The organism is Gordonia jacobaea (assembly GCF_001186365.1).
Classification (GTDB): domain Bacteria; phylum Actinomycetota; class Actinomycetes; order Mycobacteriales; family Mycobacteriaceae; genus Gordonia; species Gordonia jacobaea.
On record NZ_LDTZ01000020.1, the window covers coordinates 120,205 to 142,111 of the forward strand.

General features: G+C 65.4%; 17 protein-coding genes. 7 read left to right on the top strand and 10 right to left on the bottom strand.

The genetic code is table 11. The features are described from left to right. The first annotated feature begins 61 nt into the window (after positions 1-61). From ABW18_RS17220 to ABW18_RS17230, 3 genes are all read left to right on the top strand, one after another. Positions 62-1,705, top strand: a complete 1,644-nt coding sequence (locus ABW18_RS17220; protein WP_049700309.1) for a Rieske 2Fe-2S domain-containing protein — start codon at positions 62-64, stop codon at positions 1,703-1,705. A gap of 53 nt (positions 1,706-1,758) precedes the next feature. Further along, entirely contained in the window at positions 1,759-2,382 is a 624-nt protein-coding gene (locus ABW18_RS17225) for a TetR/AcrR family transcriptional regulator (RefSeq protein ID WP_049700205.1), read from the top strand. A 216-nt stretch (positions 2,383-2,598) separates the two neighbouring features. Continuing rightward, positions 2,599-3,972: a lipase family protein gene (locus ABW18_RS17230; RefSeq protein WP_231894230.1), complete on the top strand. Its 1,374-nt coding sequence runs from the start codon at positions 2,599-2,601 to the stop codon at positions 3,970-3,972. A gap of 3 nt (positions 3,973-3,975) precedes the next feature. Here the strand turns inward: ABW18_RS17230 and ABW18_RS17235 are convergent, their stop codons facing one another. The 5 genes from ABW18_RS17235 to ABW18_RS17255 all read right to left on the bottom strand — a co-directional run bounded on the left by ABW18_RS17235 (position 3,976) and on the right by ABW18_RS17255 (position 11,099). Further along, a complete protein-coding gene (locus ABW18_RS17235) occupies positions 3,976-5,265 on the bottom strand; it encodes a lipase family protein (RefSeq protein WP_420841308.1) in 1,290 nt (429 codons plus the stop codon). Between the two features lie 56 nt (positions 5,266-5,321). Next, a complete protein-coding gene (locus ABW18_RS17240) occupies positions 5,322-5,990 on the bottom strand; it encodes a hypothetical protein (RefSeq protein ID WP_049700208.1) in 669 nt (222 codons plus the stop codon). A 5-nt stretch (positions 5,991-5,995) separates the two neighbouring features. Continuing rightward, the gene (locus ABW18_RS17245) at positions 5,996-8,581 is read right to left on the bottom strand and encodes an ATP-dependent Clp protease ATP-binding subunit (protein ID WP_049700209.1); all 2,586 of its coding nucleotides are present in this window, start codon (positions 8,579-8,581) and stop codon (positions 5,996-5,998) included. 257 nt (positions 8,582-8,838) lie between these two features. After that, positions 8,839-10,344, bottom strand: a complete 1,506-nt coding sequence (gene glpK, locus ABW18_RS17250) for a glycerol kinase GlpK (protein WP_082938011.1) — start codon at positions 10,342-10,344, stop codon at positions 8,839-8,841. Further along, complete coding sequence (locus ABW18_RS17255) at positions 10,341-11,099, bottom strand: IclR family transcriptional regulator (RefSeq protein ID WP_049700311.1); 759 nt, start codon at positions 11,097-11,099, stop codon at positions 10,341-10,343. Before ABW18_RS17255 ends, glpK (ABW18_RS17250) begins: the two co-directional genes overlap by 4 nt. Positions 11,100-11,341: 242 nt before the next feature. Between ABW18_RS17255 and ABW18_RS17260 the strand changes: the two genes are divergently transcribed. Both ABW18_RS17260 and glpK (ABW18_RS17265) read left to right on the top strand, forming a co-directional pair. Further along, entirely contained in the window at positions 11,342-12,187 is an 846-nt protein-coding gene (locus tag ABW18_RS17260; RefSeq protein ID WP_049700210.1) for an MIP/aquaporin family protein, read from the top strand. Positions 12,188-12,237: 50 nt separating this feature from the next. Further along, a complete protein-coding gene (gene glpK, locus ABW18_RS17265; protein WP_049700211.1) occupies positions 12,238-13,755 on the top strand; it encodes a glycerol kinase GlpK in 1,518 nt (505 codons plus the stop codon). A gap of 26 nt (positions 13,756-13,781) precedes the next feature. Here the strand turns inward: glpK (ABW18_RS17265) and ABW18_RS17270 are convergent, their stop codons facing one another. After that, on the bottom strand, positions 13,782-14,780 hold the full coding sequence (locus ABW18_RS17270) for a sugar-binding transcriptional regulator (RefSeq protein ID WP_049700212.1): 999 nt from the start codon (positions 14,778-14,780) through the stop codon (positions 13,782-13,784). A gap of 85 nt (positions 14,781-14,865) precedes the next feature. On the opposite strand from ABW18_RS17270, the gene ABW18_RS17275 reads away from it, so the two are divergent. Next, on the top strand, positions 14,866-16,593 hold the full coding sequence (locus tag ABW18_RS17275) for a glycerol-3-phosphate dehydrogenase/oxidase (protein WP_049700213.1): 1,728 nt from the start codon (positions 14,866-14,868) through the stop codon (positions 16,591-16,593). A 337-nt stretch (positions 16,594-16,930) separates the two neighbouring features. On the opposite strand, the gene ABW18_RS17280 is transcribed toward ABW18_RS17275, so the two are convergent. From ABW18_RS17280 to ABW18_RS17295, 4 genes are all read right to left on the bottom strand, one after another. Then, positions 16,931-17,785, bottom strand: coding sequence for a DMT family transporter (locus ABW18_RS17280; protein ID WP_049700214.1), 855 nt, complete (start codon positions 17,783-17,785; stop codon positions 16,931-16,933). A 66-nt stretch (positions 17,786-17,851) separates the two neighbouring features. Continuing rightward, entirely contained in the window at positions 17,852-18,766 is a 915-nt protein-coding gene (locus ABW18_RS17285; RefSeq protein WP_049700215.1) for a hypothetical protein, read from the bottom strand. A gap of 56 nt (positions 18,767-18,822) precedes the next feature. Then, complete coding sequence (serS, locus tag ABW18_RS17290; protein WP_049700216.1) at positions 18,823-20,091, bottom strand: serine--tRNA ligase; 1,269 nt, start codon at positions 20,089-20,091, stop codon at positions 18,823-18,825. A gap of 54 nt (positions 20,092-20,145) precedes the next feature. Further along, entirely contained in the window at positions 20,146-20,541 is a 396-nt protein-coding gene (locus tag ABW18_RS17295) for an ankyrin repeat domain-containing protein (RefSeq protein ID WP_049700217.1), read from the bottom strand. A 58-nt stretch (positions 20,542-20,599) separates the two neighbouring features. On the opposite strand from ABW18_RS17295, the gene ABW18_RS17300 reads away from it, so the two are divergent. Further along, positions 20,600-21,901, top strand: a complete 1,302-nt coding sequence (locus ABW18_RS17300) for a septum formation family protein (protein WP_420841309.1) — start codon at positions 20,600-20,602, stop codon at positions 21,899-21,901. Positions 21,902-21,907: the final 6 nt, after the last annotated feature.

The following is a 21,907-nucleotide window of genomic DNA, read 5'->3' on the forward strand; positions in this document are numbered from 1 at the left end:
CGAGAGCTCCACCGCGCGACCCGTAGAACTTCAGCCCCCGCGCGAACACGAAAGGCCCCACGTGCAGATCACCAGTATCGGACACGCCGGTTTCCACCTCCAGACCAACGCAGGCTCGATCCTCTGCGATCCCTGGACCAACCCGACGTACTTCGCGTCGTGGGTGCCGTTCCCCGACAACTCCGAACTCGACTGGAAAGCGCTCGGCCAGTGCGACTACCTCTACGTCTCGCACCTGCACCTCGACCATTTCGACGAGCGCAACCTGCGTGAGAACGTCAGCAAGGACGCGACGGTCCTGCTCCCCGACTACCCGGTCCCCGACCTCAAGCGCGAGCTCGAGAAGCTCGGGTTCACCAAGTTCGTCGAGACGACCGACTCGGTCAAGACCACGGTCAGCGGCCCCAAGGGCGACCTCGACATCATGATCATCGCGTTGCGCGCACCCGCCGACGGCCCGATCGGCGACTCCGGCCTCGTCGTCTCCGACGGCGAGACCACCGCGTTCAACATGAACGACGCCCGACCGATCGACCTCGACGTCATCGCCGAGCAGTTCGGCCACGTCGACGTCCACATGCTGCAGTACTCGGGCGCCATCTGGTACCCGATGGTCTACGACATCCCGAAGCGCTCCAAGGCCAACTTCGCCGCGCAAAAGCGTCAGCGCGGCATGGACCGCGCCCGCTCCTACATCGAGCAGGTCGGGGCGACGTGGGTCATCCCGACAGCAGGCCCACCGATGTTCCTCGACGACGACCTGTTCGAGCTGAACGACTTCGGCTCCGGGATCGACGATCCCTCCCAGAACGCACGGCCGGGCGACGTGACGTCGATCTTCCCCGACCAGGAGACCTTTCTCGAGCAGATGGTCATCCACGGCACCGACGACGGCGAGCATCACCGCGGCCTGATGATGGTGTCGGGATCGACGGCCCGCTTCACCGGTTCGACGCTCGACGAGGTCAGCCACCCGTACGCCCCGCACGACGTGTTCGGCGAGAACAAGCAGGCGTACCTCGAGCAGATGAAGGAGAAGTTCGCACCGGTCATCGCCGCACAGAAGGAAACCTGGGCAGTCGACGACGGCGAGTCGCTCCTCGAACCTCTCCGCGAGTTGTTCGAGCCGATCATGGTGCAGTCGGACCTGATCTGCGACGGCATCGGGTACCCGGTCGGCCTGGTCATCACCCCGGATTTCCGTAGCAAGGACGGCGCCGACCACCCGCAGGCACAAACCGTCGTCCTCGACTTCCCCAACCGCATCGTGCGCGAGCCGAAAGAGGGAGAAGGCAAGTACCGCTACGGTTTCCGCATCGCCCCCGAACTGGTGCGCACGGTGCTGCGCGATCAAGAGCCCGACTGGGTCAACACCATCTTCTTGTCGACGCGGTTCACCACGTGGCGCATCGGCGGCTACAACGAGTACCTCTACACCTTCTTCAAATGCCTCACCGACGAGCGAATCGCATACGCCGACGGCTGGTTCTCCGAAGCGCACGACGACTCGGCGTCGATCGTCAAGGACGGCTGGGAAATTCAACGCCGCTGCCCGCACCTCAAGGCCGACCTCTCCAAGTTCGGTGTGATCGAGGGCGAGAAGCTCACGTGCAATCTGCACGGCTGGCAGTGGGACCTTCCGTCGGGGCGCTGCCTGACGTCGAAGGGACATGAGTTGCGCTCCAAGCACATTGACGCAATGTGACAGTCCTGAGCGTGACAACTCAACCGTGACATACGAACCGTGACAACAGAACTGTGACAACCGAACCGGGCCAGCGCACGTACGCCGGGCGTCCTGTCGCCGACCGGCTGGCAGAGAGGCGTCGACGCTTTTTCGACGCGGCACTGGGCGAATTCGCCTCCGTCGGCTACGCCAAGTCGTCGGTGACGTCGATCTGCCGAGAAGCAGGTCTGTCGCGTCGACAGTTCTACGAGCTGTTCTCCGACCGCGAAGAACTCCTCGTCGCGCTCTACGACGAAATCCAGGGTGCCGCCCGAGATGCCGTCGCAACCGCGTTGTCGGAGAGCACTTCTCGTGACACGCACGTCTTGGCAACCGCTGCGATGCGCGCCTACATGCGCTCTGTGGGCACCGACCCCCGGCGTGCCGAGGTGTCGTTCGCACAGATCGTCGGAGTCAGTCCGCGCGTCGAACAGCACAGACTCGACGGCCGCGACGAGTGGGTGTCGTACTTCGTGGCCGCGATGTCGACCTTCGCGGGGAGGCCCACCGACTCACGCACCGATCAGCTCGGAATCGCCTTCGTCGGCGCACTCACCGCGATCGTGCACCGCTGGAGCCTCTCCCCCGATCCCGAGTCGATCGACGACGTCGTTGAACTTCTCGCCGACGTCCTCCTGGCGTTCGCCGAAATCTGACTCCTCTGAGGATCCGACCAGCCTGTCGAGACCTGACCGACGCTGTCGAGATCTGACCAACTCCGCGCCGATCTTGTGTGCCACACCACACTGGAGTAGCTTCTCCCCACAGTGAGACGTCGGTGTCTCACTCATTGGCAGCGAGGAGTCATCCAGGTGAGTCGGGGAACAGGTCACGCAGTCAGACGTGTGTGGACGGTCGAGGTTGCGGCACTGATGGCGCTCGGATTGATTGCGGGAGCGTTGATATCCGGCGCAGGGCAGGCGTCGGCGGTGCCGGTCGCGCCGGCGCTCCCCTTCCCCGTACCGCCGGCGATCCCCGAGTTCGACAAGAGTTTCTACTCGCCACCCGCGCAGACCGTGGCCACCAAGCAGCCCGGCGAACTCATCGCAGCTCGACGGGTCAACCTGGCCGCGCTCTCGATCTTTCCGTTGAACGTCGACAGTTGGCAGTACTCCTTCCGCTCGACCAACACTCGCGGCGAGCCCATCGCCTCCGTCGCCACCGTGCTCAAACCCCGCGGCAAGGCGAAACCCGGTCCGTCCAAGCTGATCTCGTGGCAGTCGGCCGAGGACTCGACGGCGCAGTACTGCGCGCCGTCGTATGCATTGCAGCAGGCCTCGATTCCGGGAACCCTGACCGGCTCGGTCGATTCCACATTTGAACTACTCCAGATCACGTCGCTTGTCGCGGCCGGCTACTCGGTGGTGATCCCCGACCATCAGGGACCCGATTCCGCTTTCGCCGCAGGCCCTCTCGCCGGGCGTATCACCCTTGATGCGATTCGGGGTGCACGGAACTTCACGCCGTTGGGACTAAAGCGCGACCTGCGAGTTGGTTTGATGGGCTACTCCGGTGGTGCGATCGCGACCGGCTGGGCGTCGGAGCTTCACGAGTCCTATGCTCCCGAGCTGCCGATCGTCGGGGCAGCCGAAGGTGGTGTGCCCGCGAACATCCGCGCGCTCGTCGACCTCGCCAACAACAACGCGGCGTCCGGCCTCATCCTCGCCGGCGTGATCGGTGTCAGTCGCGAGTACCCAGAGCTCGCGGCTTTCCTACGCGCACATACCAACCCGCTGGGCAAGGCGCTCATCGAGGGCAAGAATCCGCTGTGCCTCTCCTACCAGGCGGCGCTCGCCCCGTTCCTCAACATCAAGGGATTGATCGATGTCCCCGGCGACCCACTGGACTACCCGGCACCACGAAAAGTGCTGAACGAGTTGAAGATGGGGCGCAACACTCCGACCTTCCCGATGTTCATCTACCAATCGAATCCCGACTGGATAGCCCCGGTCGGTCCGGTCAACACCCTCGTGAAGACCTACTGCGCAACGCCGGGAGCCGACATACAGTACACGCGCGACCACTTCAGCGAGCACATCACGCTGGCCGTCGAGGGCTTCGCTCCTGCAGTCGTCTGGATGGCAGATCGCCTGGACGGCAAGCCCGTTCGACGCGGATGTTCTACGAGCGACCAGGGAACGATGGCACTCAACCCCGACACCTGGCCCGCTTTCGTCAACCTCGTCGGCAACAACCTCGCGGCGCTCGTGGGGCAGCAACTCGGCCGAAACCCGGTGCACCCCTGACCGTCAGCAGCGCGGCGCCGGCCGACCGGCGAACCTGTCGTTGAGGTAGGCCAACGCGTCGCCGGTCCACGGCGCGAGCGCCTCGGCGTGGTCGAGTCCCTGGTACACATGGATCGACGTGGAAAGTCCACGCGCACAGTAGCTTCTGCTCAGCCCGACCACATCGGCGGTGAGCATCACCCCGTCACCTCGACCGTCCTTGTCTCCGACGCCGAGCATCATCGGTGTTCGAGGTGTGCCGAGGGAACCCATCACGTTCGCCTTGATCGCTGCGGGGATACCCGGAACGTCGAGGAGCGAAGGATACTGCGGGAGCAGCAACGACGAATCGGTCAGATTCGGGTACTTGCCGAGGAAGTTGTTGATGCACTCACCACGAATGTCGCCGAGAACCTGAACACCCTTCGGCGACAGGTACTTATCGATACCGATGCCGTACGTCTCGTCGTAGACGCTCATGAGTGCGGGGATCACCGCCGACCACCGCGTGGTCCCGTTCACATAGGCGAGGTTGTGTGCCGGGTTGACCAGCACGCCGCCGGCCGTCGCACCGACCAGGTTCAACTCAGGTGCATACGACGGTGCGATCTCAGCACCGAATCCTGTGGGGATCGAACCACCCGAGTAGCCGTAGAGGCCGACCGGCGTCGAGGCCGGGGCGCGCAGAAACCGTTGTGCCGCACGGATTCCGTCGAGCGCGGCGTGCGCCGACTCCTTTCCGATGGTCCACCGCATGTTGGGACCCTCGTAGTCGGGAACCACCACCGTGTAGCCTGCCGAGACCATCGACGCGATCATCGTGACATCGACCGCACTCGACGATGACTTGCCACCGCGCAGCGTGTACGACGGATCGCACTGGCTGCCGAGCGCGTCGTAGAACTCGTGATACGAGATCATGCGTCGCGGCGTTCCCGGCCTGCTGCCCGGCGGCGAGATGATCGTGGTGACCGTCGACGACGGCGCCCCGAAGGCATCGTTGGTCCGGTACAGCAGTTGTGTGCCCGTCGCGGGCAGGCTCGTGCCGTTCGTGCCGAGCGTCACCACACGCGACGAGATCACCGCGCCGGGCCGCAGCCCACCGATCGGCTCGCTCGGGGTGTAGAACGGGTCGTTCGCAGGCGTAACCGTTGGCGCCGGAGCGGGACTCGCGGCCTGCCCGGTCGACGGGGGTGCCGCCGACGCCGAACCCGCCGAATACCCCGAGTACCCCAGCAGCGACAATGACAACAAAAGCGCGACGACGACCGCTCGTACCAACACCGACCGTCGACTCACATCTACTCTGCGCACCCGCTCAAACTAGAACAGCGCCACCATCCGCGCAGCACGATCCACCAAGACGCCGATCAGACGACGCCCCCGCGGGTCACTTCGATTGCGCGTTGCTCGATATCGGCGTCGGTCGCAGCGGACAGGTCGATCGCAGCTACGCCCAGAATGCGGTCATAGACAGACTTGTCGTGTTCTGCCAACCACTTCGAGAACTGCTCCGCGACGTCGGCCTTGCCCTTCCCGTGCCCGAGGAGAACGAACGAACGGTCTTTCAGATCGAGCTTGATCGATCCGGACAATTCCTTGAAGAAGGCGTCGAGCTCCTTCTCGTCGTCGCGGCCGGTTGCGCGTTCGACGGTCCGCAGGTGACGCGCGACGGACTGCTTGTCGCGCACCTGTTCCGCGGCGTCGGTGACCTTCACCTCGTCGAGGTCGTAGGACAGAATCCGCGCTCCCTTGGCGTCGACGGTGACCACGGCCAGATCTCCCTCACCCTGGTCCTCCGGCTTGGCAGCCAGCAGGTGGCGAGCGAGCTCGATGTCCTCGATCGACACGCGCCCGTCGTGCGGGCGGTGAAAGACTTCGCGATGCCCGTTGAGCGATACCGACAGACGGTCGCCGTGCTCCTGCTCGACCTCGTCCGCGACGTCCTCCCACATGTTGATGAACTGCGTCCACTCGATGTCGCGCGGAGCGGGATGTCCGAGGATCGCGTCGCGTGTCTTGCGGTTGTGAGCGTTCACGTGTGTCAGTTCTCCTGTGCCGCACCGGATGCGGCTGGTTGTTGGGATTCCTTGGTAGCGGACGTATCAGTCGTCGCCGGTTCTGCGGACGGCGCGGGCGCCTCAGCGAGCTCGTCGGCAGGCGTCTGAGCCGCCGCATCCTTCTTCACCGACAGGGTGAGCCTCGGCTCTCCCGCGTCGACGACGACGGTGTCGCCGGGTTCGACCGCACCCTTGAGCACGAGGTTCGACAGCTCGTTGTCGAGCTGCTTCTGAATCAACCTGCGCAGAGGGCGCGCACCGAACTCCGGTTGGTAACCCTCTTCGGCGAGTTGATCTTTCGCGGCGTCGGTCACGTCGAGCCCGATGCTCTGCGACTTGAGCATGCGTCGTGTCCCGTCGAGAGTCAGGTCGACGATCTGGCGTAGTTGCGTCTTGTCGAGTCGATCGAACACGACGGTCTCGTCGATCCGGTTGAGGAACTCGGGACGGAATCGTTGCCGCAGCAGATCCATCACGTCGGGGACCACCTTCTCCACGTCACCGTCGGGTGCGTTGAGGATGAGATCCGAACCGATGTTGCTCGTCATGATCACCAGAGTGTTCTTGAAATCGACTGTGCGACCCTGACCGTCGGTCACCCGGCCGTCGTCGAGCAACTGCAGCAACACGTTGAACACGTCCGGGTGCGCCTTCTCGATCTCGTCGAACAGGATCACCGAATACGGCTGGCGGCGAACCTTGTCGGTGAGCTGACCGGCGTCGTCGTATCCGACATATCCGGGAGGCGCACCGACGAGTCGTGCGACGTTGTGCTTCTCCTGGAACTCGCTCATGTCGAAGCGGATCATCCGGTCCTCGTCGCCGAAGACCGCTGCGGCAAGGGCTTTCGCGAGTTCCGTCTTGCCGACGCCGGTCGGGCCGAGGAAGAGGAACGATCCGATCGGCCGGTTGGGATCGGAGAGTCCAGCCCGCGCCCGGCGCACCGCCTCGGCCACCGCGGTCACCGCCTTGTCCTGGCCGATCACCCTGTCGTGCAGTGTGTTCTCGAGGCCGAGCAACTTCTCGCGCTCCTCGGTGGTCAACTCCGACACCGGGATTCCGGTCTGCCTCGACACCACCTCGGCGATGTCCATGACGGTCACCTCCGGCGTCGGCGACTGACCCGCGGCACCGGCATTCGCGCGCTTCTCGTCGATCTCGGTCTTGAGTTGGTTCGCGCGCTCGTAGTCTTCGTTGGCGACGGCCGATTCCTTCTCGCGTTCGAGGCGAGCGACCTCCTCCTCGAACTCTCGCGTCTCGGGGTCGGGAGTCTTGGTACGCAACCGGACTCGCGCACCCGCCTGGTCGATCACGTCGATCGCTTTGTCGGGCATGAACCTGTCGGTGACGTAGCGGTCGGTCAATTCGGCTGCGGCGACGAGGGATTCCTTCGTGTACCGCACCTGATGGTGTTCTTCGTAGACGTCGGCGAGGCCCTCGAGGATCTGGATCGTGTCGTCCACGGACGGTTCGGAGATCATCACCGGCTGGAAGCGACGTTCGAGCGCCGCATCCTTCTCGATGTACTTGCGGTACTCGTCGATCGTGGTCGCGCCGATGGTGTGCAACTCGCCCCGGGCGAGGGCAGGCTTGAGCATGTTGCCCGCATCCATCGAACCCTCGCCGCCGGATCCGGCGCCGACAATGGTGTGCAGTTCGTCGATGAACAGGACGAGTTCGTCGGAGTGCTCCCGCACCTCGTCGAGCACCTTGGTCAGCCGCTCCTCGAACTCGCCGCGATACTTGGCGCCCGCGACCATCGAACTCATGTCGAGCGCGATCACGCGTCGCCCCGCGAGCGTCGACGGGACGTCGCCGTTGACGATGCGTTGCGCGAGACCTTCGACGATCGCCGTTTTTCCGACGCCGGGATCGCCGATCAGCACCGGGTTGTTCTTCCGACGCCGCGAGAGGATCTCGATGGTCTCCTCGATCTCGTCGTTGCGGCCAACCACGGGGTCGACGTTGCCCTCCCTGGCCTGTTCAGTGAGATCGCGCCCGTACTCGTCGAGTGTCGGGGTGTCCGACTGTGCTGCAGGCTTGGCCTCGGCCTTGCGTCCCTCCTCGATTCCCGCCCCGCCCTTCAACACTCGCGCAGCCGGGATGTCCGACGGCAACATCGCGATACCGAGGAGCACGTGCTCCGGCCCCACGTAGCCGACGTTCGCACGAGCCGCCTGCTGCTGCGCATTGCGCAGCGCCTGCCGCGCCGCGGGACTCAGACCGGGACTCTCGTCGCTGGTGCCGCCGCCGTCGACCGACGAGATCGCCTGCATCTGTGAGGCGACGGTTTCCGGGTCGAGGCCGGTTTGCTCGATGATCGAACGCGACGGCTCGACCTGCGTGGCGCCGTACAGGAGGTGCTCGGGGGTGATCTCGGCGTTGCCCCATTCGACGGCTGCCTGCGCGGCCACCGAGACCAGTCGCTTGGTGTCGTCGCTGAACAATCGGTTGACGTCGACGCGCTGTACCTGCGGACGGGTTCCGCTGCTGCCGAAGAACCTGTTGAAGATGTCGCCGAAGGCGTCGTTGCTGCTGAAAGGGTCGCTACCAAACCATGATTCGGACAAAGCTTCCTCACTTCACTCGGGCGCGACTTCACTGAGCACGAATTCAGGAGGGCACGCGCAGTTTTCGTGTAGCCATGCGGATGTCTCGGCAGCAGCGACGTGGCCGGAGCCGACACAACGGAACTCCCGGGACGTCGATCGCCCGTCCCGGTCACGCGAAGAGGAACCTCTGTTTCGACGTTAGCCGCTATGTCGAAGCTTTGCCACGAGATCTGCAATGCACCCGACACCGCCGCATCTCGATCGCGTCTCGGCGCTCAGACGTCGGCGAGCGCTCGACGCACCGCCGACTGCCAGCCCGCGGCTTCCCGACGCCTGCGCTGCGGGTCCATCGACGGCGTCCACGACGCCGCGACGTGGCGGTTCTCCCGCAGCGAATCGAGATCGTCCCAGTACCCGACGGCCAGTCCCGCGGCGTATGCCGCCCCCAGCGACACCGTCTCGGAGACGAATGGCCTGATGACAGGAACGTCGAGGACGTCGGCGACGTGCTGCATGAGCAGGTTGTTCGCCGTCATCCCACCGTCGACGGCCAGCCGCTGCAGTTGTATCCCAGCGACGTCGCGCATCGCTTCGACGACGTCGGCCGTCTGCCACGCGGTGGCCTCGAGCACCGCGCGGGCGAGATGACCCTTCGTCACATACGACGTCAGCCCGGTCACGATCCCTCGCGCTTCCGAATTCCAGTGCGGCGCATACAGTCCGGAGAAGGCGGGTACCACGTAGCAGCCGCCGTTGTCGTCGACGGTGCGCGCGAGCGTCTCGATCTCCGGCGCGGTATCGATCAGACCGAGTTGGTCTCGGCACCAGTTCACCAACGAGCCCGTCATCGCGATCGGACCCTCGAGTGCGTACACCGGAGCCTCGCCCGGCAGGCTGTAGGCGATGGTGGGCACGAGGCCACGCGCCGACGGGACAATCGACGTTCCCACGTTCATCAGCACGAAAGCGCCTGTGCCATAGGTACATTTGACGTCACCGGGAGCGAAGCACGTCTGGCCGAACAATGCCGACTGCTGATCTCCGAGGGCACTGGCAATCGGCACGCCGGGCAGGACGCGGGCACATTTGGCATACACCTCGCTACTGCCGACGACCCGCGGCATCATCGCCTCGGGGATGTCGAGGAGACGAAGCATTCGTGAACTCCAGTCGCGTCGTCGAAGATCGAGCAACAGGGTGCGACTGGCGTTGGTGACGTCGGTGATGTGGATGCCGCCCTTGGGGCCACCGGTCAGGTTCCAGATGAGCCAGGTCTCCAGCGTCCCGAACAAGACCTCGCCGTGCTGGGCCGACGCTTCCGCGCCGCCGATGTTGTCGAGCAGCCAGCGCAGACGTGGCGCGGCAAAGTAGGTCGCCGGGTCGAGTCCTGTCACGTCGCGGATCTCGCTGGCATGTTCGCCGAGTTGGTCGACCATCGGCCCGGTACGCGTGTCCTGCCAGGTGATCGCGGGGGCGAGCGGGCGGCCGGTACGGCGATCCCAGATGACCGTCGTCTCGCGTTGGTTGGCAACGCCGAGCGCCACGACGTCCGACGGGGTCCGGCCGGCGAGGGCCAGCGCCTTGGGTACGACCTTCTGCACGTTGACCCACAGCTCGTGCGCGTTCTGCTCCACCCAACCGGGCCGCGGGAACGACTGCTTCTGCTCGAGTTGGGCGATCGAGACCATGCGGCCGTGCCTATCGAAGAGCATGCAGCGCGACGACGTCGTGCCGACATCGATCGCGGCGACGACCGAGCCGTCGTTGGCCTTCACGCTCACCGCGCAGCACCCAACTCCCGGTCGATCGACGTCGCGGCCTGTCGCATCTGATCGATCACGACGTTGCGCGGCAGCGTGCCCGACCGGAAGATCGTCGACGGCGGTCCGACGACGACGAGCGCGCCGATCTCACCGGGCCTGCGACCGTGTACGGGGACGGCCGTCGCCGCGCTGCCGCGTTCGTATTCGCCGTGTTCGGTGGCCAGTCCGGTTTGACGCACGGTGGCGATTTCGGTTGCGAGCTCGGTGCGGGAGACGACCGTGTCCGAGGTGAACCTGTCCAGAATCATGTTGCGCAACAACCGATCCCGATTCTGCGAGTACGCAAGAAGTAACTTGCCGCCAGCCGATGCGTGCAGCGGCACGCGCTCGCCGACGCGCATCCGCTGGGGCGAGTCGTCGGGCCTGAAGACGTGATGCACGACGACAGCGGCGTCGGTGTCGAGCACCTCGAGCCAGACCTGCATGTCGAGCATCGCCGCCAGGGTGTCGCACCACCCCATCGCCGCCGACCGCAACACGTTGCCGTCGAGATTCGACGGCGAGCCGTTGTGGTGCACGCCCGTGAGGTAGGAGCCGTCCTCGTCCTGATCGACATAGCCGATATCGAGAAGGGTGCCGAGGATGCCGTGCACCGTCGCCTTCGGTAGGCCCAACTCGGCCGCGATCTCACGGAGCGACAACGACCGCGGACTGCGCTCGAGCAGGTCGAGCGCGGCAGCGGCGCGCTGGATCGACTGGATTGGTCCCGGCACCTTGCCTCCTCCCTGGAGTCCCACTGGTCCTACAACTGGTCCCGTGAGCCTTGTGAACGTGCTCCGTTTGCTCGACTTTACGGCCGCTTACACTCCTCGCGATCAAGAATGGCCGACCTTCGTTCGACATTGTCGAACGACAATCATTGATCTGGGTCACAGTCTCGGCTTACTTTTTCCTCCATCCGGCTGGTACCGACAACACCATCAGGACATCGAGCCGGTCACAAAGGAGTGAAACCATGACGAAGAAAACCCCGCTGGTGGGTGAACTCTCCGCAGAATGCATCGGCACGATGATCCTCATCTTGTTCGGCTGCGGTGTGGTAGCCCAGGTCGTCTGCGGAGGCTTCCCCAAGACGCTCGGTGCGGGCGACCACAACTCGATCGCATTCGCGTGGGGCTTCGGCGTCGCGCTTGCCGTCTATGTCGCGGGTCGCCTCAGCGGCGCGCACCTCAACCCCGCCGTCACCATCGCCCTGGCCGCGTTCAAGGGCTTCGACCGCCGCAAGGTCGCACCGTTCATCGCTGCGCAGATGGTCGGCGCGTTCATCGGAGCCCTGATCGTCCGCTACACCTACGCCGACCAGATCAGGGCGATCGACCCCGACCACACCAAGGCGACTCAGGGAATCTTCTCGACGTCCCCGGGCAGCGGCGTCTCGCTGACCACCGCATTCATCGATCAGATCGTCGGCACCGCGATCCTCGTCGCCGTCATCTTTGCCCTGACCTGCGTGGTCAACAATCCTCCGCTCGGCAACATGGCGCCGCTGATCATCGGCATCCTCGTCGTCGCGATCGGTATGGCATGGGGCACCAACGCCGGCTACGCCATCAACCCTGCCCGTGACTTCGGTCCACGACTTGCGTCGCTGATCACCGGATACGGCGACGCGATGTACTCCGCGAACGGTCCGGAACTCTACTTCTGGATACCGATCGTCGCGCCTATCATCGGTGGACTACTCGGCGGGGCGATCTTCGTCTTCGGCATCGAACGCTTCCTCCCGACAGAGGGCGACGACAGCCAGGAGATCGGTGTTTCCGAACCCACCGAACCCGAGCACATCAGCGCGCGACACTGAACACACTCATCACCTGACACCTGACTTCATCGAGAACGAGAGATACACCCATGCCAGATTTCGTCGGTTCCGTCGACCAGGGAACCACCAGCACCCGATTCATGATCTTCGACCACGCCGGTAACGAGGTCGCCCGCCACCAACTCGAACACGAGCAGATCCTCCCCCGCGCCGGCTGGGTCGAGCACAACCCGGTCGAGATCTGGGAGCGGACATCGGCCGTCATCCAGACTGCACTCGGCAAAGCCGGACTGACCTCGAGCGACCTTGCCGCCCTCGGCATCACCAACCAGCGCGAGACCACCGTCGTCTGGGACCGTCGAACGGGACGCCCGTACTACAACGCGATCGTGTGGCAGGACACCCGCACCGACAAGATCGCCAGCGCACTGGAACGAAACGGACACGGCGACACCATCCGCCACAAGGCGGGACTTCCGCCCGCCACCTACTTCGCAGGCGGCAAGATCCAGTGGATCCTCGAGAACGTGCCGGGCGTCCGTGAGGCAGCAGAAAGTGGCGACGCCATCTTCGGCACCACCGACACCTGGCTCACCTGGCATCTCACCGGCGGCTATCGCGGCGGCGAACACGTCACCGACGTGACCAACGCGAGCCGCACCATGCTGATGAACCTCGAGACCCTCGACTGGGACGACGAACTGCTGTCCCTGTTCAACATTCCGCGCGCGATGCTTCCCGACATCCTGCCGTCGTCGAGCCCCAAGGCCTTCGGTGTCACCGAGTCGACCGGACCGCTCGCAGGCGAGGTTCCCATCACCGGCGTGCTCGGCGACCAGCAGGCGGCGACCGTCGGCCAGGTCTGCTTCGCCCCCGGTGAGGCCAAGAACACCTACGGCACAGGCAATTTCATGTTGCTCAACACCGGCACCGACATCGTGCGGAGCAAGTCGGGATTGTTGACCACCGTCGCCTATCAGCTCGGCGAGGAGAAGCCCGTCTACGCACTCGAGGGCTCGATCGCGGTGACCGGCTCCGCCGTCCAGTGGCTGCGCGATCAGCTCGGAATCATCAGTGGCGCATCACAATCCGAGGCACTTGCCCGCCAGGTCGACGACAACGGCGGCGTCTACTTCGTGCCTGCCTTCTCCGGCTTGTTCGCTCCGTACTGGCGGTCGGATGCGCGCGGCGCGATCGTTGGACTCTCGCGGTTCAACACCAACGCGCACCTCGCGCGTGCCACCCTGGAGTCGATCTGCTACCAGACGCGCGACGTCACCGAGGCGATGACCGCCGATTCCGGTGTGACGCTTGATGTTCTGAAGGTCGACGGCGGCGTCACCGCCAACGAACTGTGTATGCAGATCCAGGCCGATGTGCTCGGCGTTCCGGTCAGCCGACCGGTCGTGGCCGAGACAACGGCACTCGGCGCGGCGTACGCTGCCGGGCTGGCCGTCGGGGTCTGGAAGAACACGGACGAACTACGCGAGAACTGGAATGAAGCCCGACGGTGGGAGCCGGAGTGGGACGAGAACCAGCGCGAAGCCGGTTACAAGCAGTGGCGCAAGGCCGTTGAGCGCACCCTCGACTGGGTCGATGTGGACTGACGATGTCACCGTTGCCCGGCTGCCATTCACCCGCCACGTCGCACATGGTGCGTCGTGTCGCGGTGGATGAGCAGTCGGGCGAGGTTTTCGTCGAGCACGATGTCCGTGATCAGTCCCGCTGCGAAAGCACCTTCTGTCGCAGCGGCTTTCGACTCTCCCGACACCACACAGATACGACGGGGGACGGCCCGGATCACGTCCAGGTCCGGGCCGGACGACCGCTTGTTCAACTCGATCCCCGCGTCGCTGCCGTCGTGTCGGTAGAACACCGTCGCGACGTCGCCGACGACTCGCTCGGAGCGCAGCGACGCAAAGTCGGCGGGCTCGAGGTAGCCGCCGGTGTAGACGTGGCTGGGGACGTCGGCGTCGGGGGCACCGAGCCCGAAGAGCGCGACGTTCATCGTCTGCTGGACGTCGAGGACTCGCTTGGTACTGCGCTCGTGCCACAGCGCGACTTTGGTGTTCGGGTCGTCGAAGAACGCGGGCACCGGGAACTGTTCCACGCGAGCCGAATACGCCGTGGCAAATCTGCGGAGGATCTCGCTGGCGTAGTCGATTCCCGAACTCGTCGGGTTACCCGCACCGTTGAGCTGCACGATCTGCGTGTTCCACAGTTCCTTTGGCACAACATGTCTGCTGACGACGCTGATCGTGGCGCCCCAGGCGATACCGAGCGTCGTATTGGCCTCCAACATCCTGCCCAGCGATCGCGCGGCTTCCTGCCCGACGCGCTCGAGTCGGTCGGCGTCGGACATCTGCGCGGTCGTCGGCACGACCGAGGCGTTCACACCAAAGCGTCGGCCGAACTCGTCGGCAACCTCGCCGGTTCTACCCGCCGGCGCGTGGATCGTGATGTCGACGAGGCCGGTCGCGCGGGCGAAGCTCAGCAGTCGCGACACCGACGACCGGCTCATCCCCAGCTCGCGACCGATGGCTGCCATGTCGAGGTCTTGCATGTAGTACAGATGCGCCGCACGCACTGCGAGCGCACTGCGCTTCGGATCGTCGGCCGCGACTCTTTCCACCCCACACGTTCTACCAGCAAAACCCACCCGTGCACATATGTGCAGAAGTATTGCTCTTATGTGCAGAGACCATCAGGATGGAATCATGACCGAAAACACCACCTCGACCGCACCGCTCCGGCCAAGCGTCGCGACGCTCACCGAGCGCCCGTCGGCACAGGTCCTCATCATCGGTGGCGGCATCAACGGCATCTCCACCTTCCGCGACCTCGCACTGCAGGGCATCGACGTCGTGCTCGTCGAGCGCGACGACTGGGTCAGTGGCGCGTCGTCGGCGTCGAGCCACATGATCCACGGCGGTATCCGCTATCTGGAGAACGGCGAGTTCCGGCTCGTCCGTGAGTCGGTGCACGAGCGCAACGGCCTGCTCGAGATCGCACCCCACTACGTGAAGCCCCTCGAGACCACCGTCCCCATCTTCTCGACGTTCAGCGGAATCCTGAACGCGCCGAGGCGTTTTCTCACGCACAACACCGGCAAGCCCAACGAGCGCGGCGCGGCGTTGATCAAGGCCGGACTGGTCATGTACGACGCCTTCTCCGGCGCCGGTAAGCGCCGGGTGCCACGTCACAAGTTCCGCGCAGGCGACAAGGCTCGCGCCGACATGCCCCGACTTAACTCCGGCATTCGTTATACCGCAACCTATTTCGACGCCTCAGTGCACGATCCCGAGCGTCTAGCACTCGACGTCCTCAAGGATGGCCTGGCCACCGGCCCGCACGCCCGTGCGACCAACCACGTCGAAGCCATCGCGATTCGCGACGGCGAGGTGGTGCTCGCCGATCGTGTCAGCGGTGAACAGTTCACCGTGTCTGCCGAGGTCATCGTGAACGCGAGTGGTCCGTGGACCGACCTCACCAACGACGCGCTCGGCGGCGACACCCGGTACATGGGCGGCACCAAGGGATCTCACATCGTTCTCGATCACCCCGACCTCGTCGAGGCCACTCGTGGGCGCGAGATCTTCTTCGAGCACTCCGACGGTCGCATCGTGCTGATCTACCCGCTCAAGGACCGAGTCCTGGTGGGCACCACCGACATCGACGCAGACCCGAGCACGCCGACGCGGTGCACCGACGACGAGATCGACTACTTCTTCGATCTCATCAAGCATGTGTTCCCGGATATCGCCGTCTCCCGCGATGACATCGTGTACTCGTTCTCCGGCATCCGCCCGCTGCCCCGCCACGACGACACGACGCCGGGCTTCGTCTCGCGCGACTACAACGTCGAACGTACTGAGCTGCCCGGGGTTTCGGTTCCGGTGCTCAGCTTGGTCGGCGGTAAGTGGACCACGTTCCGCGCCCTCGGCGAGCAGTTGTCGGATCGCATCATGGAGCTGCTCGGCGCTGCCCGACAGGTCTCGACCGTCGGACTGCCCATCGGCGGCGGCCGCGACTACCCGACCACCGACGCGCAGCGTCGAGCATGGGTCGCTAGCCGACGCGGCGACGTACCCGCCGACCGCGCCGATGAGCTGCTCACCCGCTACGGCACCCGCGCCAGCGAGGTCATCGCAGCGATCACCACCGGCCCCGACGCCCCGCTGCCCGCCAGCGGACTCTCGACCGCCGAGCTGCGCTACATGATCGAGACCGAGCAGGCCGTGCACATCAGCGACATCCTGCTGCGCAGAACCGATCTGGCCTTCGTCGGCGGAGTGACCGCAGCCGTGCTCACCGAGCTCGGCGACGCCATGGCCGAGATCCTCGGCTGGGACGGCCAGCAGCGCGCCGCCGAGATCGAGGCCGCCGTCGAGAATCTCAACGACGCCCACCGCGTGCAGGTGACGGCCAGCACGGCCAGCGTCTGAGCGCCGGGTGATCTCGACAAGCTCGATCATCGGATTGGCTCGATCAGCGGTGGTTGGCCCCCGCTGGTTGAGCGTCCCCCCGCTGGTTGAGCGGGCGTGCCCCTCCGCTGGTTGAGCGGGCGTGAGCGCAGCGAACACCCGAGTCGAAACCACACCCACCGCGGCAGGTGATCTCGACAAGCTCGATCAGCGGTAGTCAGCCCGATCAGCGGTGGTCAGCCCGATCCGCGGTGGTGGCCCCCGCTGGTGATCTCGACAAGCTCGATCATCGGTGCTGGCCTCCGCTGGTTGAGCGGGCGTGAGCGCAGCGAACACCCGAGTCGAAACCACCCCCGAGTCAGGCCGCGGACTCTGTCGCCTCGACGGCAGACGACGTCGCGACGACGATCGCTCCGCTCACCGCGGCGGCGAACGCGATCAGCGTCGGCACCGCCCAGCCGGGACGGGTGCTGTCGCCGAGCAGCGCAATTCCCAGCGCGCTGGGGACCACAGTCTCGCCGACCACGATCGACGCCGCCGCGGCGCTGACCGCCCCGGTCTGCAGCGCGACGGTGAACAGATAGAACCCGCCCACCCCGCAGATCACCACCGCGTACGCCGCCGGGTCGGTGAGTATCGCGCCGACGTCGAACGGGTCGACGCCGTCGAGAATCCTGATCGCCACGGCCATCAGACCGAACAGCGCACCGCCGCCGAGTCCCGCGACAACGGCGACTCCCCGCGGAATCACTCTGGTCACAGCGGTGATGGCCAAGAAAAGAGCGACACCCACACCGAGCAGTGCCCAGTGCAGCCAATTGTGGTCGCGGTGGCCTTCCTCGCCGGCACCGATGCCGAGCACGACGAGCGCGATCACCACGACGGCCACCGCGGTCCACTCTCGACGGCTGAGCCGAGCGTCGAGGACCAACGTCGCCAACACCGCGGTGACAACCAGGTTCGCACTCACGATGGGTTGCGCGAGGAAGAGCGGAATGAGCCTGTCCGCAACCAGGTTTCCCGCGAAGCCGATCCCGTCGAGCGCCAGCCCGAGCAGGAATGACACCGTGAGCATGGCGGTGACCGTCGAACGCAACGACGGTGCGGCCCCGACCGTGCCATCCTCGACGCTCTGCGCACCGCGCGCCTGCAGCACCGACGCAGTGCCGTACGCCAACGCCGCGAGGATCGCAGCAACGATGCCGATGACCATGCGGTTCAGTATTCATCATCCGCGTGGAGAGAACGGGACGTCACGGCAACGCGACGGCCCGACGTATCAGCTGCCGTGCCCGTAGCCAGCCGGAAGGTTGACCGATTCCGCTTTCTCGACGGCGGTCACGGCGCCCGACGACGCCAGGATCACGCCGCCGACGACAGCGGCCACGAACGCGACGATCGCGGCAGGCCCCCAACCGGAGCGCGTGACATCGCCGAGAAAGATGATGCCAACGGCACCCGGAAGCACCGTTTGTCCGACGACGAGCGCCGCGGCCGCGCCGTTGACCGACCCCGTCTGCAGCGCAACCGTGAACAGATAGAAGCCACCGATGCCACTGATGAGGAGCGCATAGAGCGCGGGATCGGTGAACAGCACTCCCGGCTGCAACGGTGAAACACCTGTCAGCACACGGGAAGCCACGGCCATGACCCCGAAGATCGCGCCCGCGATCAGTCCCGCGAATGCCGCGATTCGGCGCTTGAGCACTCGAGCTCCCACGATGCCGATCACGATCAGCAACGGTCCGGCGACGAGCGTCGCCCAGCCCATCCAGGCGTCGTAGTCGGAGCCCTCGCGCCCGGCAGATATCGCGAGCAGGATCAGCGAGAGGATGACCACCGCCCCCGAAACCCATTCTCTCCAGGTGAGACTCACCTTCAGCACGATCGCGGCGAGTACCGCGGTCGCGACCATCCGCGCAGAGATGATGGTCTGCGAGAGGAACAGCGGGATCAGGCGCGCGGACACGATGGTCGCGACGAAACCGACGATGTCAAACGCGAATCCGATAAGGAACGGCACCGTCAGCATGGTCGCCGCAGTGGAGCGCAGCGTCGGATGTGGTGTGTTCGAACGCAATTCGGTCCTGTGCTGAGCACGCTGCGCCACCCGCTCCGCGCCGAGCGCCTGTAAGACAGATGCCGCCGCGAACGAGAGCGCACCGATCACCGCGACGATGATTCCGAATGTCATTGCGACACCAGCACACACCGCGAACAGGTCGCCGTCACACCACGCGTCATGCGGCGCTACTGAGTCTTGGCGTTGGGCTTGAGCACGTCGGTACCGACGAACCGTGCAAGTTCTTCGGGCAACACGACCGAACCGTCGGCCTGCTGATGGTTCTCCAGGATCGCGACGAGCCACCGCGTGGTGGCAAGCGTTCCGTTCAGCGTCGCGGCGACCTGCGGCTTACCCGACTCGTCGCGGTACCGAATAGAAAGGCGACGCGCCTGGAACGTCGTGCAATTCGACGTCGAGGTCAGCTCACGATACGTCTGCTGCGTGGGAACCCATGCCTCACAGTCGAATTTGCGCGCGGCCGACGACCCGAGGTCGCCTCCGGCGACGTCGATGACCCGATACGGGACGTCGATCGCGGCGAGCATCTCCTTCTCCCAGCCGAGGAGCTTCTGGTGTTCGGCCGCGGCGTCCTCCGGCTTGCAGTAGACGAAGCCCTCGACCTTGTCGAACTGGTGCACGCGGATGATGCCGCGTGTGTCCTTGCCGTAGCTACCCGCTTCGCGTCGGAAGCACGTCGACCATCCGGCGTAGCGCTTCGGGCCGTTGGAGAGGTCGATGATCTCGTCCATGTGGTAGCCGGCGAGCGGCACCTCCGACGTTCCGACGAGGTAGAGATCGTCGTCCTTGTCGAGGTGGTAGACCTCGTCGGCGTGTGCGCCGAGGAAGCCGGTTCCGCCCATCACTTCCGGCCGGACCAGCACCGGCGGGATCATCAGCGTGAACCCGTTGGCCGTGGCCTTCTGCGCAGCCATCGTGAGCAGTCCGAGCTGCAGCATCGCGCCCTGACCGGTCAGGAAGTAGAACCGCGAGCCGGAGACCTTCGCGCCGCGCTCCATGTCGATGAGGCCGAGTGACTCACCGAGTTCGAGGTGGTCCTTGGGATTCTCGATCTCGCGCGGCTGACCGACGTGCTCGAGAACGACGTAGTCGTCCTCGCCTCCGGGGGGCGCACCCTCGACGATGTTGGAGATCGCGCGCTGCGCGTTCGACGCGGCCTCGTCGGCCTCGTTCTGCCGCGCGACAGCAGCCTTGACCTGATCGGCGAGCTCTTTGCCCTTGGCCAGCAGCGCTGCCTTCTCGTCGCCGGATGCTTTGCCGACCTGCTTACCGAGAGCCTTCTGCTCGGAGCGCAGCGAGTCGGCTTCGACGATGGCTGATCGACGCGTCGAGTCGGCGTCGAGTAGAACGTCGACGAGGCCGGGGTCTTCTCCGCGCACGCGCTGCGAGGCGCGGACGAGGTTGGGGTCGTCGCGGACGATTTTGAGGTCGATCACGCCTGTCAACGATACTGGAGCGCCCGGCGGGCGGATCGGCGGACGTTGCCGCGGTTACTGCCAGTGCTCGCGGTAGTCGGCTCGGCCGAACATCGACGCCGCGTCGTCGGCGCTCGGGGTTCCCGCGAAAGGGTCGGCTCCGGCCTTCACCAATGCCGCGACGACGTCGTCGAATCCCTTGAACACGGCACCAGCGAGCGGTGTCTGGCCCTTGTCGTTGGCGAGGTCGACGTCGGCGCCGCGCTCGGTGAGAGCCGTCACCGCCTCGACGTTGCCGTGGTACGCGGCGAGCATCAGCAACGAGTCGCCCGACTGATTGCGCAGGTCAACGGGCACGCCGGCGTCGAGGTAGGCGGCGAGGGATGGGGCGTCGCCCGAGCGGGCCATGTCGAAGAGTCGTCCGGCCAATTCCTGGACGTCGGCACTCGGTTCGGGGTCTTCTGCGCTCACCCGTCCGAGTCTAAGCACAGGTATCGGCGCACCCGGACGCTCGGAAAGTGCATGATGGATGCCGATGAACGACGATCCCGACAAGGTGTCCGACGACGAGACGCCCGACCCCTCGGCGACCGACCACGTCGAACCGGTCACCGAGCAGTTCGAGCCGGTCACCGAAGAGTTCGAGCCCATCGGTGCAGAAGAGGGCGTTGAGGCTGGGGCGGAAGAGAGCGACGAGCCGGAGACCGAGCGACCCGTCGTCGATGACGAAGCAGCCACCGCAGAACCGGCGCGTCGACGCGGGGTGAGTGGAGTACTCGCCGCGAATCCGATGCGGGTGGTGCTGGCGGCGATCGTGATCGGTGCGATCGTCGCGGGTGGCATCGCGTTTGCTCTCGGCTCGTTCACCGACAACGGGAACGTCGGAAGCACCGACATCGGCGAGAACGAACGTTTGACACAGAACGCGTTCACGCGATCGGTCGCCGGCGACTGCCTCGACTGGCCCGACGGGCAGCCCGGCCAGCCGTCGAAGGTCGCGTGCGATCAGTTGCATCGCTTCGAGGTGGCGGGTCCGCTCAACACCGCGCTTCTTCCCGGATCGGAATTCGGCGACTCCGCGGCGTGGCCTGGGGCCGAGCGATTCGCCGCGATTCGCGACGAGCAGTGCCCGGTCATCGTCGACGACTATTTGCAGGGCAAGCTCGACCCGCAGGGGCGCTTCTCCGTCGGGATGATGTATCCCTCACAGGCGCAGTGGGACAAGGGTGCTCGCGAACTGCGCTGCGGATTGCAACAGACGGGCAAGGGCGGCCAGCCAGACCAGGTGGCGGGACGCGTCATCGACAACGACCAATCGTTCTCGTGGCCACCCGGCACATGCATCGGTATCGATCAGCAGACTCGACGCCCCACGGTGCCCGCCACCGTCGTCGGCTGCAGTGAACCGCACGCGTTCCAGACGACCGGCATCGTCGACCTTTCTGCGCGCTTCGGAAATCGGACGTCGGGTAAGCCGTGGCCGCAGATCGATGACCAGAACAAGTTCTTGGCCGGGATCTGCCCGGCGCAGGCGCAGCGATTCCTCGGCGGCAAGGAGAAGCTCGACGCCACCACACTCAACACTCAGTGGTCCGTCATCAGCGAGCCGAGCTGGCTCGCGGGCAGCCGCAAGGTGGTCTGCTACATCGGGCTACCCGATCGCGGTGGATTCGCGACGCTCGTCGGCGACGCGCGACAGACACTCCTGATCAACGGCAAGCTCCCGGCACCGCCCCCGCAGGCGCCACCCGGCCGCGTGCTGCCCACGCCCGTCCCACTACCGCCCGGCATCCAACCGAACCCCGAAGAGGTCCCCGCTCCGGCGGGCTGATCAGGA

Coding starts and splice junctions, on each gene's coding strand:
- ABW18_RS17230 (WP_231894230.1), top strand. CDS start 2,599: ATGGCGCTCGGATTGATTGCGGGAGCGTTGATATCCGGCGCAGGGCAG.
- ABW18_RS17260 (WP_049700210.1), top strand. CDS start 11,342: ATGACGAAGAAAACCCCGCTGGTGGGTGAACTCTCCGCAGAATGCATC.
- glpK (WP_049700211.1), top strand. CDS start 12,238: ATGCCAGATTTCGTCGGTTCCGTCGACCAGGGAACCACCAGCACCCGA.
- ABW18_RS17275 (WP_049700213.1), top strand. CDS start 14,866: ATGACCGAAAACACCACCTCGACCGCACCGCTCCGGCCAAGCGTCGCG.
- ABW18_RS17280 (WP_049700214.1), bottom strand. CDS start 17,785: ATGGTCATCGGCATCGTTGCTGCGATCCTCGCGGCGTTGGCGTACGGC.
- ABW18_RS17285 (WP_049700215.1), bottom strand. CDS start 18,766: ATGACATTCGGAATCATCGTCGCGGTGATCGGTGCGCTCTCGTTCGCG.
- ABW18_RS17300 (WP_420841309.1), top strand. CDS start 20,600: ATGCCGATGAACGACGATCCCGACAAGGTGTCCGACGACGAGACGCCC.